Here is a 17,182-nt window from a genome sequence, read left to right as displayed (position 1 = left end):
CCGGTTGAGATTCCAGCCTTTTCTCATTCCATGATTGTTCGCACCGAAATCGCACTCAAGTAAAAGGCTGCCAAGTCCGCGCGGCTTGAGAGCGATTGCAACGAGAATCCAAAATGCAGGGTAATGCAACGCCTCCCATTGTTTGGCGTGATGCGCCCAACTCTGGCGCACCTCCTTCCCAGACCCAGCCGGAAAGGAGTGTGAGAGACTTAGCCCTCTGCCATGTCAGCAGCTTCGCCGCCAAGCTCGGCCCAGAACTCCTCGCGCTGGTTGGTATTCGGGAAGGTTTCATCTGGGATCGGGACATCGAGAAACGCGCGCGCAGCTGCCAGCCTTCAGTGGCGTTAAAAACCAAAAGCCGATTGGCGTGGAACAGTTCCCGTACTCGCTAATTGTCCCTGATGTAAGCGGCAACCCGGGCATAAGTTTTGCAGACATGCACAGCGCGCTGGCCCACGCTATGGCCAGATACGGAGAAAGTCTCGCGATCCTGACAGAAACACAATCGGGTATTTACGGCAGACCTCCCACATCCAATGGAAAGCGCGTGGGATTCGATTGCTAATTAGGATTGGACGGTAGCGCTGCAACAGCTCACTCCGGTCAGGGCGAATCTCGCTCGCCTGGGCAGCAGCTGCGCATAGCGCGACGTTTTGGAACTGACTTACCTGAACGGCCGCTTCGGCCCGCATGTCGACATTGTTCGAAGTTTAGCATCGGAGATGAAGAAGCCACTTTGGGGCAGCACAATAGGGATGTATGTGTAGAATTGTATTGAGGAAGCCGGGTGTCCCTAGTGTGTTACAAAGAGCGCCCTTGATCGATTTGGGAAAAAGATGATGAGTAGCGATTCCGAAACCTTCCAAGGAATCTGTTATTGCGGCGCATGTAGTGTTTCTACTGCCGGTAAGCCGATGGTCATGGCATATTGTCATTGCCACTCTTGCAGAAAATGGCATTCGGCGCCGGTCAATGCCTGGTGCCTCTGGTCGGCAGACAATGTCTCGTTGTCAGGACCGACGGTTCACTCGGACAAGAATGATGAAAGCCATCGTGTTTCCTGTGGTAAATGCGGGGGTGCATTGGTGAATATCAAACCCGGAAAGGACATCGTCGCGGTTTACGCAATGTCGCTAGCCGAATCTGGTTTGAGCTTCGAGCCGGCCTTTCACATCTTCTACGGCGAGCGTGTTTTTGACATCGCCGATGGTCTGCCGAAATGGCAGACGGTCCCAATATCGTTCGGTGGGGATGGGGTTGCTGTGGATGAACCGGATAAAACCGGTTGGATTTCCTTGAACACACGAGCCGAAGGGTGAAACGCAAACTCACCTCGATCTTGGCTGCCGACATCGTCGGCTTCTCGCGGCTTGTGGAAGCCGCCGAGGAAGCCACGCTGGCGCGTCAGAAAGAACTGCGCGTGTCCGTGTTTGATCCCGGCATCAAGCAGGCAGGTGGTAAGATCATCAAGTCAACGGGCGACGGATTTCTGGCCGAGTTTTCAAGCGTAGTGGAAGCGGTACGGTTTGCGATAGCGGCGCAAGAAGCAATTCGCTCAGAGGAAGAATCCGCTCCTCAAAATCGGCAGATCAGTTACCGCATGGGACTTCACATAGGCGATGTAGTTGTTGATGACGGCGATATCTATGGTGACGGTGTGAATCTCGCAGTTCGCTTAGAGGGCGCAGCCCCGACGGGCGGGATTTGCATCTCCGCTGCCGTTCGTGACCAGATCGTTGGCGTAATGGACGAGCTATTTGCGGATGTCGGTGAATTGACATTAAAAAACATCTCGCGCCCGATCCACGCCTTTGTTTGGCACCCGGACCAAGATGGTGCGCAGGACAGTGTCAGCACACCACCCATCGGTGGTACATCCAGGAAACCGACCATAGCCCTCGCGGCATTCGAAGCCCTTGGCAGCAATGATGATGCCAAGATGCTGGCAGAAGCCTGCAATCACACCGTTGAGGCGGCGCTTGCCAATCTGACGGGATTGGATCTGATCGCTCTCAACGCGGACCCGGACCATATCGCTACGGCGGTGTTTCAGGCCTCTGGAAACCAGGTCCGCGCCACACTCAAGCTGCGAGAGACGAGTACATCGGCAACCTACCTGACCCAACGGATGAACGGTGATCTTTCCGATCCTTTCGTGGCAGAAGATCTGTTGTCGGGCGAAATTGCGACAACGATCCGTTACGGAATTCTGCAACGAATTGCTGAGCGCGCAGCTGAGACAGAGACAAACGACCCCGAGGCAATGCTGAATCTTGCGGGGCACTACATGATGGGATCGCAGCCTGAAGAATGGGAGGCTGCGGGCCGTCTGTTGGACAGGATCCTGACACTCCAGCCACGCAATTTCATGGCCGTTGGGATGAAGGCGAACACGTTGATCGGCGAATTGGTATGGGGTTACCGTCCGATACGCCCGGAGGATATCGAAGCCGCCGACGCAGGGCTGAGTAAGGCGGTTTCGCTGAATGATCAAAGCGACTACGTACACTTGATCCGGGGGATTTATCACTACGGTATTACCGGCGATTTGGATGCGGCGGTGCGGTGTGTTGAACGTGGGTTCGAAATCAGTCCGCAGTTTGCCCAGGGGCATATGGTGCTGGGCTGGATTCAGAACCTGATGGGCCAACCAGAGTTAGCGCTGAAGTCCATCAAAAAGGGCTCATTTTCTCTGGCCAAGAACCGGATATATCACCGTGTCCCACAAGCGTTGGCCCAGACATATCTGGTTATGGGCGACTTCGAGAATGCCATCGCCAATGCCAATCGGGCTCTACAAAACTCGCCGGGGTTGCCGGTCGCACAATTATATCTTGCCAGCGCGGCTGGTCAGGCTGGTTTACCTGATCAAGGAGTAAGGGCGCGGGAGGCCCTTTTGGCATCAGATCCGGACTTGCGGATCAGCGGCGTGCGCAGTTTCCATTTTCAGGATCCGGCACGTTGGGACGCTATTCTGGATGGGCTTCGCGCAGTGGGGCTGCCTGAATAGAAGCTCAGACGAGGGGGAATTCGATAGCACGCGCACGCTGAGCGAACTCGCTCGTTTTGTTGCCACTTTGAACCACGGCATTCAGATTGCGTCCCGTGCTCAGGCTGGAGAAGAGAAGCTGGCCGCATCGCGCGGACGGTGGAAGACACCGTTTACTGACTTAGAGTCAAATTACGGGAAAGCCTGACGAATGGCAGATCTGTCCCGCGAGTTGTGAGATTGATCAAACGGCAATTTTGCGAGAGCAGCGAACGACAGGTCCTACGGGTCACGCAGCAGCACATGATGTCTTTGGCGAACCACAATCGTGGTTTCCCGTTTGATCCCCTCAGCGGTAACGAGAGATTTTCACTGTGTGTACGACAATGAAGTGAAAGTCCAATTTGGTTGCGCCCGCATGGACGGGCAAACACAGCGTTAATGGGCCGTTCGGCATGTCATGGTCACCGGGGCAGGGGCTTATACTGCCACCGCTCCAATGTCAGAACTAAGCCCTATACGGGCTTTGCCAACATTTCGAACCAGCATCATCCCCGACCATTTCAGTTCGAGTTTCAATCCTTATCGGGCAAGTCAACCTCGCCTTCCCAGTCAGAAATACGGTGCGGTAGCGCCAGGAGTTTTGACGCCACACGTGTTTTGGTCGTCCCACTTCCAGCCATCCCCGAATATTTGCCGGTAGAGGAAACGATCCGCCAGTTGTTGACGCCGAAGGAAACAACCTCCCATCTCATGGTGAACGTGTCCTCTTCTTCACCATTAACACAGACGCCACCGCCGCTGACACCGCTGGGTCCGCCGAAACCCGAGCCCACGCACCGGACAAAACCAGGATCGATAGGTCCCTCGTCAACGGTATAAGTCCCATAGTTGTCCTCTTTCCAGAACACGTCTTCGCCCGCGGAAATTTGCTCTTGGTTGACGACATAGAAGTTCGTTACCGATACTTTCTCTGCAGCAGCCAGGCAATGAGGTGCAATGAGAACTGCGGGGATTAGCATTGAACGCAACATGTTGTTTCCTTCGACAGTGGGGCAACGCCAGCATGATAGAGCCTACGAAATTTATTGCTAGGAAAGGAACGCATTGGCGGTCCTACAAAGTCTACTTCGTCCGCTAACGGTGAGTTCAATCTACTTTAGTTTTCGCGGTCACGGCGAATGTCCGCTAAGCGGTCTGCGACCGCAGCATCGCGACCACGTGTTCAAGGTCGGCTAAGGGCCGCAGAAAACATCTGACCCTTCTGGTACAACCTACCGGCTCCTTAAAACCTCCCTCGGACTAACGCCTAGAGTTTGTCGGAACATATAGCTGAACGCGCTCATAGATTCGTATCCCATATCGAAGGCAACCGAGGTTACGCTCTTACCCGCCGCGAGCAGTGATACGGCATGCAAGACCCGTGCATGGCGCAACCATTTCGACGGTGGCATGCCTGTTTCTGCGATGAACAGTCGTTCGACGGTCTTTCTGCTCGCGGAGACGCCTGACAACCAAGCTTCGACTGAGCGAATGCTGCCTGGGTCGTTGAGGGCATCACGCGCGACGCCGAGTAGCCGCGCATCTTTCGGCAAAACAAGTGAGAGCGACACGTCCTTCGCTGCGAGTAGCTCGTGTCGAAGCAAGGTCTGCAGCGCTGTGTTGTGCTTAACTGTTCGTGTACTTGTAGCTTCTGGCATCGCCGCAACAAACAATGCATCCAGAAGTGGTGTCATGGCCACGACCCGGCAATCTGGCCCAAGCCACTCTGCCTCTTCGCGATTGACATCGACATAGTGCATGACGTTGTTCGCCCCATAGCGCATCCAATGTTCCTTGTCCGGGGGAATCCAGATCGCCATAGCCGGACTGAGCAGCAGGACCCGGTCCGGGGTTCCGACATACATCGACCCTGAGGCCGCGGAGATGAGTTGACCAAAATCGTGGGAATGCCAGTCGTAGCATTCGCCTGACGCTGGCTCAATCGTTTCCCCGAGATAGCGGGGTCGATCAGATGTTGTCAGCTTGCTGTCCTTCATTGACGAATCCTCGATAACAATTGTCTCCCTGTCGACAGACAGACATATCACCCTTCGCTAACAATCGCCAATCAGTCGGGCACCGTGCCTGAAGTTTCGCACTCAATGGGTTAGGCACTATGACAGAACGATCTCTGATGGCCTGGTTTGCCGCAGGACACTTCGCCATCGACTGGCCAATCGCAGCGCTATGGTTGATCGTGCCGGCCGCTGGCCTCCACATGGACCTTTCCCCCGCTGAGGTCGGTCTACTGTTCACGCTGCTCAGCGTTGGTGGTGCTTTGGCCTATCTGCCTGCGGGCCTCATCGCAGATCGGGTGTCGAGCCGGGGTCGTCTTCTTGTCGGTACCTTTTTCTGGGTCGTCGTGGGATATGCGCTCGCAGCAAAGGCGCTAGGATTTTGGAGCCTTGCGATCCTTCTGGCACTCGCTGGGATGGGCAACGCGGCCTGGCATCCGATTGCAACCGGAGTACTGACCGACGACAACAAGACAACGCGCGCCCGCGCTTTGGGAATACATGCGGTTGGAGGGTCTTTTGCGGAGGTGTTCGCGCCACTGTTGATCGGGTTGCTGTTATCGGTTGTGGATTGGCGCGTTGCTCTGGCGCTTTCGGTACTTCCAACCGCCTGTGTTGGCGTTTGTTTTTTGTGGGTCGCGCGGGCGGTTCCTTTATCCGAAGCTTCGCGTATCAGTAGAAAGGAGCTATTGCTGCTTCTGAATACATGGCGCAGTCAAAGAGGGGTTCGCCTCGTTGCCATGGTCTCATTCAATAACATGGCACTGATTGGTCTGATGAGCATGATCCCGCTCTACTTGGCGACGGTTCACGCACTTACACCCGAAAAGATTGGGGTTATCTTTGCAGCTATGCTTGTGGCCGGGGCGCTCGCCCAGCCGTTGGTTGGATCAATTTCCGACAAGCTCGGCCGCTTTCCGGTACTCGCAACTGGAAACGGGTTTGCTGCCCTGGCTATCGGTTTACTGGTGTTCGAGCCCCCGTTCTTGGTCATGATTGCAATCATGGCCTTTGGGGTTGCCTCGCTGGACGCAGTTCGAGCGACAATGCTGGCAGCCGCAGTTGATCACTCGGATCGCAACGAAAGTACGACGCTGGGTTTCGCGTTCACTTTGCTGGACGGGGTAGGCGCGTTTGGAGCGGTTTTGGCCGGGATCGTCGCTGGCATATCCTGGGGTGCCATGTTTGGCCTTTCTGCGGCGTTTGCCGGCGGTGCGGCCGTTCTTGCCATCGGCACTCTGCCCGCTTCAGCACGACCCAATGATTTTCCATCAATTGATCCGCTTGGTAGAAATCGCATGACTATCGAAGAGGCTAAGGCCGAACATGCGCGGCGATACTGGTTTATATGATCAAATGCGCGAACCGCCGCGACTAAACGCGTCAAGCGACGAATGGGAACAAATCACAAGGATGCTTAACTATGATTGCCTACATCACAATAGGTGCCGATGACATGAAGAGCGCTGAACGCTTCTACTCCGCGTTTCTGCCAGATCTCGGATATCAGCTGGAACACTATCACGGTGACCTGAGCTATGCGCTTCCTACAAAGCCGGGGCAGGCGCCAAACCTCCCTGAGTTCTATGTCAAATCTCCTTTTGACAGGCAGCCCGCATCAACAGGAAATGGCACGATGGTCGCGTTCGAGGCGCGCAGCCAACAACAGGTTCGTGATCTTCATGCCGCTGCACTTGAGGCGGGTGGAAGAGACGATGGAGCGCCGGGCTTCAGAGAGGCCTACGGACCGAACTTTTTTGTCGGCTACCTGCGCGATCCTCAAGGCAACAAGATCGCGTTATTCTCCAGCGATCAGAGCGAACCAGGAAGAGACGGATGAAGGAAACTGTCTGGTTGGGCAGGCAATACAACGATGGGCTTGGCCTCGGTCGCATCGTTTGCTATCTACTTTGCACGGTCGGCAGAAACCGAGGCGTCGCTGCTCCTCTGGGAGAGCTAAACCTGCCAAACAGATCGAACGGCAATGCATTCACTAACACAGTTGAGAGCGCCGCTTCGTTAAGCCAGCGACCGACGATCCAGCATTGGCGCTTGATGTGGAAGCCCCATGCCTAAAATCTCTCTGCCGTTACACGCGGACGACTTGACCGTGTTTGTGCGATCCCTCGCCAAGCAACTCGGTGACGCAAGCCCGCCGCACCTCGTGCTCATGAATATGGCTGCGCGTGCCGCAGGTTTTCAAAACGTCCAACACATGCGCTCGGTCCATGCCGCTGGTCAAAGGCTTGCACGCGCAACCAACGGGCAAACTGTTGATGCGAGAGCCGTTGAGCGCGCCTTGCATCAATTCGACGCCAGCGGATGTCTCCTTCGCTGGCCGTCAAGACGCAGCGTACAAACTCTTGCTCTCTGGGCGCTCTGGGCAAGGCTCCCACCGGCACAGTTGATGATGGAGCAGGAAGTCAACGAGCGTCTGAATCTCGAACACGCGTTCAAAGATCCAGCAACCCTGCGGCGAACAATGATTTCTGCCGGGCTTCTGACGCGTCAAAACGATGGTACCGACTACCGACGCATCGAACAGGAGCCGCCAGTCGAGGCGAAAGCTCTCATTCAAGCACTGAACGTGCGGCGCCGAAACCGTGCGTCAAAAGCAGAGGAGGTCGGCCATGCATAGAGGATCTTGCCTTTGCGGCGCCGTAAAGATCGTCGTCGAAAGTGACCTGCCGCGCCCCACCGCGTGCCACTGCCAGCAATGTCGCAAGCATTCCGGTCATTTTGAGGCCTCCATAGATATTCCCCGTACGGCACTTCGGATTGAAGGCGAGGATGCAGTGCGCTGGTACCAATCTTCTGAAAAGGCGCGACGGGGCTTTTGCGGCACCTGTGGATCAACACTGTTCTGGGATCCGATCCACCATGACTGGACGGCTGTCGCCATGGGCGTATTCGATGGTCCAACGCATACGTCCCTCGCGATGCATATCTTCGTGTCCGAGAAAGGGGACTATTACGAGTTCGCAGACGGACTCCCTCAAAACGAACGTTAGCGCGAAGCAGAATTGGTTTTCGGAAACAGAGATGAGACAAAAGTTGATTTTGCTGACAGGCTGTTCTGGTGGCGGGAAGTCAACGTTACTTCAGGCCCTCGGCGAGCGCGGACACGCCACGGTGACAGAGCCCGGTCGACGGATTGTTGCGGATGAATTGGCCCGATCGGGTCACGCTTTGCCGTGGGTCAACATGCACGCATTCGCATTGCGTGCCATTGAGGTTGCAAGGAGCGACTTGCACGCAGCGCGTGAGTTAGAAGGTTCTGTCTTTTTTGATCGCGGGTTGGTCGATGCAGCTGTTGCTTTAGCGAGTTCCGGCGGACAGGACCTATCAGAAACACTCGGAAAAACGCGGCAATATGCGAAGCAAGTTTTCGTGGCTCCGCCATGGAAAGAGCTTTTCACGCAGGATGGTGAGCGCAGACACGACTTCTGCGCAGCAGTTCAGGAGTATCACCGTATTTTGTGCGCACTAGATACCCTTGGCTACTTGAGAACGGAGCTGCCAAGGGTATCAGTGCAACAACGCGTTGAATTCGTTCTGAGCATATGCGGTGCAGCTTAAACCAGTGGTCCGCTTCTAACCCATCAAGCTCTCGACTTTGCACCCGCAGCGAACGGCGGCAGTACGGGCTTCACCGCAGCGAGTATCTGTATGGGCGAAGGTCGGCTAAGGGCCGTTTACAGTCGTTCTTGAACTTCGATCCCCAGAATTGTGGGTAAATGCCGGGAAATCTCGCGCCAAGATTCACCTTCGTCGTGGCTGGCAAACACTGAACCACTGTTTGTGCCAAAATAGAGTCCAGGCGGATCATCCGTATCGCCGGCCATCGCCTGACGTAGAACGGTGAAGAAGCAACCCGTCTGTGGAAGCCCCTTTCGCATTGCCTCCCATGTCTCACCGCCATCGCGGGACCGCCATACTGCAGCAGCCGCGTTTGGCGGATACCGGCCCACCGAATCTCCGTTGAGTGGCAGGGTCCATATCGTTTTGGAGTCGCGCGGATGCACACGGATCGGAAAGCCAAACGTCGAAGGCAGACCATCCGTTATGTTGTACCAACTGCGGCCACCATCCGATGAACGCCAGACACCATGGTGGTTCTGCTGATAAAGTAAGTCGTCAGCCCCGTTCGCGCGCATCATGTTGTGTACGCAGTGTCCTGTCTCGCAATCACGAGGCGCTGCAGGATGATCGTGGTGACCGCAGTCTTGTGTATTTGATAGCCTGTTACGCCGTTCCCAGGTTTGGCCACCGTCTTCGGAAGCAAATACACCAGCCGCGGATATTCCGACCCAAAGTTTCTGAGGATTGTCGGGATCAGAAATAATTGTGTGCAAAGTCAGCCCAGCTGCGCCCGGGTTCCAGCTGTCGGCTGACTCATGCTCGCTCAGGCTGCGTAAATCTTCCCATGTCTTTCCGCCGTCTGAGCTTTTCAGCAGCTTTGCAGGCTTGGTTCCGGCATAGAGGTTCCCGTCGGTGTAATGCAAAGACCAAATTTGGGAAAACTTGTCTTCAAACGGGAGCTGTTCATCTATCCAACCAATCATTTCGGCGAAATCTGGATCATTGGCAGCCCAATTGTCCAATTCACCTTTGCTGAGCCGCGTGACATTCCACGTTTTGCCGCCATCGTCTGAGCGCCAGACGCCTGCGCCATTCCAATCGCTGCCGCCGCCGGCCCAGATTGTCCCCGTTTCCGGATCGCTCGTAAAATGATTGATGGGCCAGCCGTCGCAGTACGGACCATCAACTATCCATGGACCTTCCGCACCATCGCGCCGAAGCAGAAAAGCGCCTTTTGTTGTGCCAATAAGAATTGTTGTTTCTGAGGACGACATTGCTTTCACTCCACGTTGCCTGAACAGGCTGCTTGCCGCCCGCTAGACCTCGACCAGTGATTGGAAACTCGCAAAAATCATGCGTTTGCCATCAAAGGGCATTGGATTGTTCTCCATAGACGCCTGCATCTCGGACATGACCTTTTCCATGTTTGCATCGTGGGTCTCCTTGTCGGGCCAGATGACGTGCGAATAGGCGACGGTTTCATCCGGTTCGCACTTCACAGCCATTGGGAATGACGTGACTTTGCCGTCCGGAACATCATCGCCCCAAGCGTCCACGGCGGCGAGTGCGCCATGCTTTTTGAACAAAGGCGTCACTTCTTTGGAATGTGCAATGAAGACATCCTTGTTCGCCGTGGGGACGGCATAGGCTGCAACAGTAATATAGGTCACACCAAACTCCTTGATTTATGATGCTGCAAATGCGGCTTCCAATTTGGAAATGTCGATCTTCTTCATCTTGTACATCGCTTGGCGCGCTCGCTCTGCAGCGGCCTGGTCTTTGGCAGCCTGCATATCAAGCAGTACTTGCGGGTAGATTTGCCAGGACAGGCCCCAACGATCTTTGAGCCAACCACACTGAGCTTCCTCACCCCCACCCGAGGTCAGCGCCGCCCAGAGACGGTCGATTTCACCCTGATCCTTTGCAAGCACACTGATCGAAGCCGCTTCGGTCAGCTTAAAGTGAGGACCACCATTCAGAATCTGAAACGGAGCACCTGCAAGTGTGAAGTCCACCAACAACGGCTCCTCCACGTCCGGCGTTAGAACGGTTTCCAACTGGCTATCAGGCAGCAATGACACGTAAAACGCCGCTGCATCCGCGCCGCCACTCTCAAACCAAAGGCAGGTGCGGACCTTTTGCATTATGCAACTCCTGTTTTCTAAGGGTATCCGTTCCAGTTGGAAGCGAGATACTACTGCCATTCCTGACCACCGTTGAACGCGATCTGAGGCCGCCCGATTCAAGCGCCTTGATCCCTTGTCAGGCATAATCGGTGAGCAATCTCATTGCGCACCAACTCAAGAATCTCTGTTCCACAAACAACACAATATTGACAGAAACGTTGATGTCAACGTAAACGGAAAATATGAGATCCGACTTGCCAATTGAAGTTACCCATGAGGTTCGGGATCGGTGCTTGTGTCTACACCTTCAGCGTGCCGCACGGGCAATTGCCAGGCGATTTGATGACGCTCTGAGACCGCTGGGTTTGACCCACGGCCAGTACTCACTTTTGATGGCGTTGAATCGCCCGGGGGCACCGAGACTTGGCGAATTGGCGAAGTTCCTGGCCATGGATCGCACAACCCTGACTGCAAATTTGAAACCATTAGAGCGTCGGGGGCTTCTGAATATGCAACCGGACAGCAGCGACAAACGCAGCAGGCGCGTCGGTTTGTCAGACGCGGGCCGTGACCTACTGGTTCAGGCCGTTCCTGTCTGGCGAAAAACCCATGACGACGTTGATGCACTACTCGGAAGAGACGACACGCAGCTTTTAAAGGCTGACTTATTGTCCCTGTCTTTTGGGGAAACCTAAATGGAACTTCTGGAATAGAAACCCCAAAGCCGGATTAATACCGCAGAATTTAAGTTCGCCAAGGTTCCGATTTTTTTTGTCGCGGCGAATGGCGACTTGGCTGGCTGCATCCGCGGTAACTGAGAGCCGGGTCGAGTGAGCGCTTTGGGCTACTAATTCGGCGATCCACATCTAGAAGATTGGGAACCAAGTCGTGAAACCTTCGATTTCCAACGCAAGATGGGTTGTTTAGGCACACTTGAGTGGCAATCATTGGAAACAGAAAAATCTCAAATGTTGGAGCTGTATATGATCAGAACTGCATTCGTTTCTTCATTATTGTTAATTTCGTCCCTGTCGCCAATATCCGCAGACACGGCCATGGAGTGCGGTGTACAAGTCTCCAGCCAAGTTGAGATTGCCTCCTGCGTCGATGCGCAAGTCCGAATTCTCAATCAAGCGCTGGATGAGGCAATTGGTTTTGCACAAGACGCAGCCAGTGAGTTGGACCGTGTGAACGAACGCGATGTTGCTCTGCCCGCCTTGGAAGCGGCGCAAACGGCTTGGGTTGCTTATCGTGATACACAATGCAGCTATAGTGCTGCATTGTTCGGTGGTGGGTCCGGGGCTGGTATCGCTGAAGGCGCGTGCCATGTTGAGTTGACCCGGTCACGGATCGCTGAGCTAATGGACTCCCTTCCATGAGTCCGCGTCTTCTCCAATTCAGCGTTTCTGCGGCCATCGTCGCTGCAATCGGCGTAAGTATCGCGTTGGCCGAAGTACCTGTTCCTGAGTTTGCAGAAGATGACCCGGCGCGGATATGGATTGAGGGAGATGCAATCCACTATTCGGGTGCAATCTCACTTGCGTCACAGGACGTTTTCTTGGATTTCGTTGCGACGGAAGACACGTCAGCTGCTAGGCGTTTTGTGATCAACTCACTGGGCGGCGATACACACGTTGGTCGTGTCATCGGGCGCTGGATTTATGATCAAGGCCTGTCGGTTGTCGTTGATGCGATCTGCTTTTCTTCCTGCGCCAACTACGTTTTTCCGGCAGGGACATCTCGCAGCATTCGTGCCGACTCTTTCGTGGGTTGGCATGGCTCTGAAACGCAATACGAGGTTACCGCTTTGAGTATTCCCGGAAAGAGTGGCGAGGATCTCGAACGAGAGTCGCTTAGAGCGGCACTCCTCCCAGTCCTGCCAGAAGATGCCTCTGACGCGGACATTGAGCAGGCAGTCGATCAGCAAATCGAGTTGGCAAACGCCTCGCGACAAGACGAAGCGGAATTCTTCGCAACTCTCGGCATTGATGCCGAGTTCACTGTGCATGGCCTTCGTCCCGGCAATATTGAGGCTTGGCGTCAAAGTGGGCGAGCAGGTTGGACATATACCTTGGAGGACATGAAGCGTCTTGGTTTGGGTCCGATTCAGTACCTGGGTGAGGGAGACTATGCGACCAGTCGGCAAGTGATACGAAACGTGTTTGTTGCGCCGCTAGATCCAGAAGAAGCTCCTACGCAGTAGCGATTGAACTCAATCAATCGCCCACAACGTTCAGAAACACTGGAGATCGACGGCAATGCGAACGGGCTGCGCTCCTGCGATATAAGCGTCCAGTTCCTGGTCCGGTTTTGGTGATGCATAACACCCGGTCAAAACCCCTGCTGCCTCCAGTGCCCGCTGCACCATTTTCTGTTGCCCGTCCCAATCGGAGGGGTTTTCTGTATCAAGCGTCACAACAGCTTCATCGCCGGTTTGTTGCACAGTTGCTGCGATACCATCGATCACATAGGCGGGCTGCGCCAGATCATCGGAAGTAACGTCACACCCGGACGTGATTATGAGCAGCAGGGCCAGTACTCGTTTCACTGTTAGTCCTCCAAAAATGCGTGTTGCTCAGAGGCGCATTTGGTCATCGCCGTGCCAATCAGACTTGCCAATCTGCGCTGTCTGTCGCTTGAGCCTCTTAGTTGCTTAAGTTTTCCACCGTGTTCGGGATAAGTTGCAACGCATCCAGCACAATGGTGTCGGTCCGCTTTTCCGAATATCCATGCTGCTGCAATGTGCGTCCTACGAGTTGCACCACTTCGGGTGAGCCCGCAAACTTGGAATGCGACCCGGTCCTGGAATCATCGATGTCGCTGAGATCAATAACAGTGATGCCAAGTCCGGCCAGTTCGTCCACCTCAGCATCTCCAACGCGGTCGATGCCCCCGGCAACCTGGCGCGAGAGCCCCAATGCGGGGTCGCCATCGGAAATGAGGACATAAAGATTTCCAGGGTTGTTGGTAATCTGGCTGAGTTGAGACGCGAACACGTCCACGTCTATATCCGGCGCCGCAAACAGGATGTTCCTTAGACGCCCTGAACTGCCGAGCGATCCCTGTAAGTCCGACTGGACCATGACTTCTGTGACCAAAAGTGTTCCCATGGAATGTGCAAATACATCGAACCCGGAGGCATTTGTTTGAACGATCAGACCGGAGGCCTCTTCCAACAACGGCCTAGCCGCAAGGACGCTGTTCAGGTCATAGGCATATTTCGCAACCTGACCGGCTGATGCCCAGGAAAACAAGACCGGCACGCCTTCAAATCCGGAATCTTCAACGAATTGTGCGACGCGTAGCACCGCGTCACTCAGTGTATTGTTGTAGCCATGGACAAAGACCAACACGTCTCTGTTTTCTCGCGGTCTTTCGGAGAGTGCATTGTTGATTTTTGCCACAAACCCCGAGCTATCCTGAAACACTATTGGATCAACGACCGTAAAGTCCCGGCTGGCGTCCGGAGGGAGCCTCCGGGGGCGCGTGATTTCACCGGGCTGGTGGTTGGGTGGGATCGTCACGGTGACAACCGCCAATCCCAACTTGTCAGATCTTTCTGACGAAAAAAGCTCAGCGGTATCGGGCGAGGGTGAACGTGTTGTGGCTATAAATATATCGTGACGAGAGACCTGCGTTTCCATCTCAGGGCTTCTTTCAGGATCGGCGACACCAATCACGTTAGGAGGACGCGAACAGGCGGCAACCAAAATAGTTGCCGTGAAAAACACAGGAAGTAGTTTCCGAAAGAAATGCGTCGCAATCATACTCTTTCGCACTCGAGAAGCACCTAACTTGCTTCTGACATTATCAAGTGCTGGTTTTCTGGATAGTGCATACGAACGGCAATATGATCGTAGGTTTGAAGTAGGCATAGCCCAAGAGATGTGGAGCCTCAATTGCCAAGCTCCTGTGCCAAATCATGAAATAAGACAGGGTCCAGGGCCGCCGGCATACGATAGGGATTAGACATAGCGTAAGTGGTAAACAGAACAAACCCGGTATATGTCGCAAAAGCCCCCAACAGGATGAGGTTCTCTCTAATCGGCGGGAATGGGAAATACCCGATGGATAAGAGCAGAACGCCGGATATTGCGGCAATCCAAAACAGAGAGCTCAAGGACGATTTTGCTTGATATTCTCTGAGATCGCGGCTGTCAGAGACGAGACTAAGGTTATCGAGTAAGTTGTCTCGGATGGACTCATGGCGTGCGGTCTGGGGATCAAGCTCTAGTGCCGCATCGTAGGCGATGCCCCAGGCTTCCCATCCTGAATCAAGTAAATCTCCTGTTTTTCCCAGGCTCTCCCATTCCGAGTTAGCAGCAATCGACAAATAATTGCGAAGCGCAGCTTGAATCGCCCCCGTTTCTTCCTCACCATATCTGATCGCGTCGTAATACGCATCAGACACAGCGTTGGTTTCGACGGCGCTTTCGAATGACAATTGATGGTAGTCAACTACTTCGGAGGCAAAGACCAAGGCAAGAACCAGGCTGTGCAAAGCGGCAATTCGGAACAAAATTGAGGCTGCAAGGTCTCGCGTTTCTTGGTTTGGGTTCGAGCCCAGTACCAGCCGGGCAAGGAAGTAAACGCCGTAAACCGAAGAAATAGTAGCGAGAACGATCAATACTGCTGTCAGCATTCGGTATCTTGCTCCCACCGGTCCTTTTGTCGAATGATACATCGACGCTGAAACGAAGATGCAACTTGTAGTACTACCCAAAAGGAAACTGGTCTCAACTGCAGCGTCTTCCAGTACAACTGCCAGTTTAGGCGAACTGTTGCCGGAAAGTTGAAACCCAATCGCCGATTAAGATCAACAAGGTCGTCAGGCTAACGATGGTGTGCAGTAGGTGTGGAGCCGCAAACTCCTGTTACATGGGCGACATCGTATCCTGCAAATGCAACAAAACCCCGTATGCGTGAGGGTGCCGGACGATCTTCGCAAATTGCGTGCGTGAACGCCGTGCATGCAGATTGTACAAATGTAGCGAAGGTCCTGCGTGGATGGTTCCTGCATGGCAAGGTATTTTGAGCTGATACGAGCGTCTGTCAGATGCAGTCGTGTGCCCGGCCTGTTTGCGCCGTGCACGCGGCTGCTGGCCCTTATGGTTTCCGCTGACCAAGTCTCAAACCGCTTCGCGGACGACGATGTGTCCCTGATATCCGACGGGGTGTCTAGGTTGGCGGGCTGACATTGCTCCATCATCTCCATGGTCTTGCGTCTCGGATGTTTCTTTGTTTTCCGTTATGCTTTGTCCATGAACATCTACGGCTTCGATCACATCGTGCTCTGCGTTCGCGACGTCGACGCAACGCTTGAGTTCTATCAACACCTGCTAGGTATGTCCCCGCGAGAGGAACGCCCCGGCAAATGGTCCCTACATTTCGGTTCAAACAAAATCAGTCTCCAAGATGCGGGCACAGCACCAAATCTGGCGAAGAAAACTGTTCCGGGAAGCGGCAATTTCTGCCTATTGACAGATACGCCAATCGAAGAAATCACCGAGAAGCTTCGCGCGCATGACGTCACTATCGTCGAAGGGCCTTCTGAGAAACTGGGCGCCGTCGGAAAGCTGATGTCTGTCTACTTCCGCGACCCCGATGACAATTTGGTCGAGGTTAGCAACAGACTGGCATAGCAAACAGAGTGCAACACACTGGCAGCCACGCAACCACGGTCGGGAACAAGCGCCAGCCTTTCGACATTTGCATCTTGTGAAACGCCCAATATAACCTTGATGTCGAATCCAAGAGAAAAAATCAGCTCGCTGATCACGGCACAACGTTAGTGCCACAAGACTAATTAATCTGTGGAGCAGTCATGCCCAGAACGGGGTTCATAGATCATATCGGTGTCGCGGTGCCGGATCTTGCGACGGCGAAGGCCTACTATGACGATCTAATGCCGATCCTTGGTTTCAAGGAGTGGTTCAAAACCGAACCGGAGTTCAACTACGGACCGGATGGAAAACTCGGGACGCAGCTGTTCTTCTACCAAGCGAGGGACAATGGGCACTATTCGCGCCATGCTACGGGGTTACAGCACTTAGCCTTTTCGGTGGAAACGCGTGAGGTCGTGCGTGAGGCGTACAATTGGGCACTCTCGCGGAAGTCACATATTCTGAACGCACCCCAAGAGTTTCCTCAATACGGGACGCACTATGCGGCCTATTGGCTCGACCCACACGGCATCAAGCTTGAGGTCGTCTGCCACAAAGATGGTGAAAGCGATTGAGACATTAGTTTATCACCGAGCTACAAAGCCGGACATTTGATACACAGCCGAAAAGCCTCGCGCTACGTCCACCTAAAAGTCCGGCGACGAAGGTCCGGAGGGAGCCCATAGCTCCAAGGATCGACACCGCAGCAACTTTCAATCCAATGGCAGGTTTGTCCCGCATAGCTGACTTTAAACCCATGTTTTG

At 54.3% G+C, this 17,182-nt stretch carries 20 protein-coding genes; 12 read left to right on the top strand and 8 right to left on the bottom strand.

Going from position 1 to position 17,182, the window contains the following annotated elements; all coding sequences use genetic code 11:
* Positions 1-839: 839 nt before the first annotated feature.
* Positions 840-1,319, top strand: a complete 480-nt coding sequence (locus ACR0NF_RS16685) for a GFA family protein (protein WP_480778628.1) — start codon at positions 840-842, stop codon at positions 1,317-1,319.
* Positions 1,316-3,010 carry an adenylate/guanylate cyclase domain-containing protein gene (locus ACR0NF_RS16680; RefSeq protein WP_480778627.1) on the top strand — a complete coding sequence of 565 codons (1,695 nt, stop codon included), beginning with the start codon at positions 1,316-1,318 and terminating at the stop codon, positions 3,008-3,010. Before ACR0NF_RS16685 ends, ACR0NF_RS16680 begins: the two co-directional genes overlap by 4 nt.
* Positions 3,011-3,564: 554 nt before the next feature.
* Here ACR0NF_RS16680 and ACR0NF_RS16675 read toward each other — a convergent pair.
* Both ACR0NF_RS16675 and ACR0NF_RS16670 read right to left on the bottom strand, forming a co-directional pair.
* Complete coding sequence (locus ACR0NF_RS16675; protein ID WP_480778626.1) at positions 3,565-4,023, bottom strand: hypothetical protein; 459 nt, start codon at positions 4,021-4,023, stop codon at positions 3,565-3,567.
* Positions 4,024-4,263: 240 nt separating this feature from the next.
* The gene (locus tag ACR0NF_RS16670) at positions 4,264-5,028 is read right to left on the bottom strand and encodes an AraC family transcriptional regulator (RefSeq protein ID WP_480473210.1); all 765 of its coding nucleotides are present in this window, start codon (positions 5,026-5,028) and stop codon (positions 4,264-4,266) included.
* Positions 5,029-5,147: 119 nt separating this feature from the next.
* On the opposite strand from ACR0NF_RS16670, the gene ACR0NF_RS16665 reads away from it, so the two are divergent.
* From ACR0NF_RS16665 to ACR0NF_RS16645, 5 genes are all read left to right on the top strand, one after another.
* A complete protein-coding gene (locus ACR0NF_RS16665; RefSeq protein WP_480778625.1) occupies positions 5,148-6,398 on the top strand; it encodes an MFS transporter in 1,251 nt (416 codons plus the stop codon).
* Between the two features lie 71 nt (positions 6,399-6,469).
* A complete protein-coding gene (locus tag ACR0NF_RS16660) occupies positions 6,470-6,886 on the top strand; it encodes a VOC family protein (RefSeq protein ID WP_480473206.1) in 417 nt (138 codons plus the stop codon).
* A 228-nt stretch (positions 6,887-7,114) separates the two neighbouring features.
* The gene (locus tag ACR0NF_RS16655) at positions 7,115-7,684 is read left to right on the top strand and encodes a DUF2087 domain-containing protein (protein ID WP_480473204.1); all 570 of its coding nucleotides are present in this window, start codon (positions 7,115-7,117) and stop codon (positions 7,682-7,684) included.
* Positions 7,677-8,057 (top strand): GFA family protein, encoded by a 381-nt coding sequence (locus tag ACR0NF_RS16650; protein ID WP_480473202.1) that lies wholly within the window; start codon positions 7,677-7,679, stop codon positions 8,055-8,057. Before ACR0NF_RS16655 ends, ACR0NF_RS16650 begins: the two co-directional genes overlap by 8 nt.
* Before the next feature lie 31 nt (positions 8,058-8,088).
* Entirely contained in the window at positions 8,089-8,625 is a 537-nt protein-coding gene (locus ACR0NF_RS16645) for an AAA family ATPase (protein ID WP_480473200.1), read from the top strand.
* 116 nt (positions 8,626-8,741) lie between these two features.
* Here ACR0NF_RS16645 and ACR0NF_RS16640 read toward each other — a convergent pair whose 3' ends face one another.
* The 3 genes from ACR0NF_RS16640 to ACR0NF_RS16630 are packed head-to-tail and all read right to left on the bottom strand — an operon-like array spanning position 8,742 to position 10,772.
* A complete protein-coding gene (locus ACR0NF_RS16640) occupies positions 8,742-9,902 on the bottom strand; it encodes a sialidase family protein (protein WP_170720393.1) in 1,161 nt (386 codons plus the stop codon).
* A 42-nt stretch (positions 9,903-9,944) separates the two neighbouring features.
* Entirely contained in the window at positions 9,945-10,298 is a 354-nt protein-coding gene (locus tag ACR0NF_RS16635) for a DUF1428 domain-containing protein (RefSeq protein WP_170720390.1), read from the bottom strand.
* Between the two features lie 15 nt (positions 10,299-10,313).
* Entirely contained in the window at positions 10,314-10,772 is a 459-nt protein-coding gene (locus ACR0NF_RS16630) for a VOC family protein (protein WP_170720387.1), read from the bottom strand.
* 224 nt (positions 10,773-10,996) lie between these two features.
* Between ACR0NF_RS16630 and ACR0NF_RS16625 the strand changes: the two genes are divergently transcribed.
* The 3 genes from ACR0NF_RS16625 to ACR0NF_RS16615 all read left to right on the top strand — a co-directional run bounded on the left by ACR0NF_RS16625 (position 10,997) and on the right by ACR0NF_RS16615 (position 12,957).
* The gene (locus ACR0NF_RS16625) at positions 10,997-11,449 is read left to right on the top strand and encodes a MarR family transcriptional regulator (RefSeq protein ID WP_170720383.1); all 453 of its coding nucleotides are present in this window, start codon (positions 10,997-10,999) and stop codon (positions 11,447-11,449) included.
* A gap of 273 nt (positions 11,450-11,722) precedes the next feature.
* The gene (locus ACR0NF_RS16620) at positions 11,723-12,133 is read left to right on the top strand and encodes a lysozyme inhibitor LprI family protein (protein ID WP_480485033.1); all 411 of its coding nucleotides are present in this window, start codon (positions 11,723-11,725) and stop codon (positions 12,131-12,133) included.
* Complete coding sequence (locus tag ACR0NF_RS16615) at positions 12,130-12,957, top strand: Clp protease/crotonase-like domain-containing protein (RefSeq protein WP_170720380.1); 828 nt, start codon at positions 12,130-12,132, stop codon at positions 12,955-12,957. The genes ACR0NF_RS16620 and ACR0NF_RS16615 overlap by 4 nt, the downstream gene beginning before the upstream one ends.
* A 30-nt stretch (positions 12,958-12,987) precedes the next feature.
* Here ACR0NF_RS16615 and ACR0NF_RS16610 read toward each other — a convergent pair whose 3' ends face one another.
* From ACR0NF_RS16610 to ACR0NF_RS16600, 3 genes are all read right to left on the bottom strand, one after another.
* Positions 12,988-13,302: a hypothetical protein gene (locus ACR0NF_RS16610; RefSeq protein ID WP_170720377.1), complete on the bottom strand. Its 315-nt coding sequence runs from the start codon at positions 13,300-13,302 to the stop codon at positions 12,988-12,990.
* A 97-nt stretch (positions 13,303-13,399) separates the two neighbouring features.
* Positions 13,400-14,521 (bottom strand): alpha/beta hydrolase, encoded by a 1,122-nt coding sequence (locus ACR0NF_RS16605; protein WP_480561620.1) that lies wholly within the window; start codon positions 14,519-14,521, stop codon positions 13,400-13,402.
* A 128-nt stretch (positions 14,522-14,649) separates the two neighbouring features.
* Positions 14,650-15,396, bottom strand: a complete 747-nt coding sequence (locus tag ACR0NF_RS16600; protein ID WP_170720370.1) for a bestrophin-like domain — start codon at positions 15,394-15,396, stop codon at positions 14,650-14,652.
* Between the two features lie 619 nt (positions 15,397-16,015).
* Between ACR0NF_RS16600 and ACR0NF_RS16595 the strand changes: the two genes are divergently transcribed.
* Positions 16,016-16,396: a VOC family protein gene (locus tag ACR0NF_RS16595; RefSeq protein ID WP_170720367.1), complete on the top strand. Its 381-nt coding sequence runs from the start codon at positions 16,016-16,018 to the stop codon at positions 16,394-16,396.
* Positions 16,397-16,578: 182 nt separating this feature from the next.
* Positions 16,579-16,992 carry a VOC family protein gene (locus ACR0NF_RS16590; protein ID WP_170720362.1) on the top strand — a complete coding sequence of 138 codons (414 nt, stop codon included), beginning with the start codon at positions 16,579-16,581 and terminating at the stop codon, positions 16,990-16,992.
* Positions 16,993-17,182: the final 190 nt, after the last annotated feature.

It is taken from the genome of Ruegeria sp. CF4 (assembly GCF_056537345.1).
Note: the sequence above shows the minus strand (reverse complement) of the source record. Positions and strands in the feature narration are given on the sequence as shown.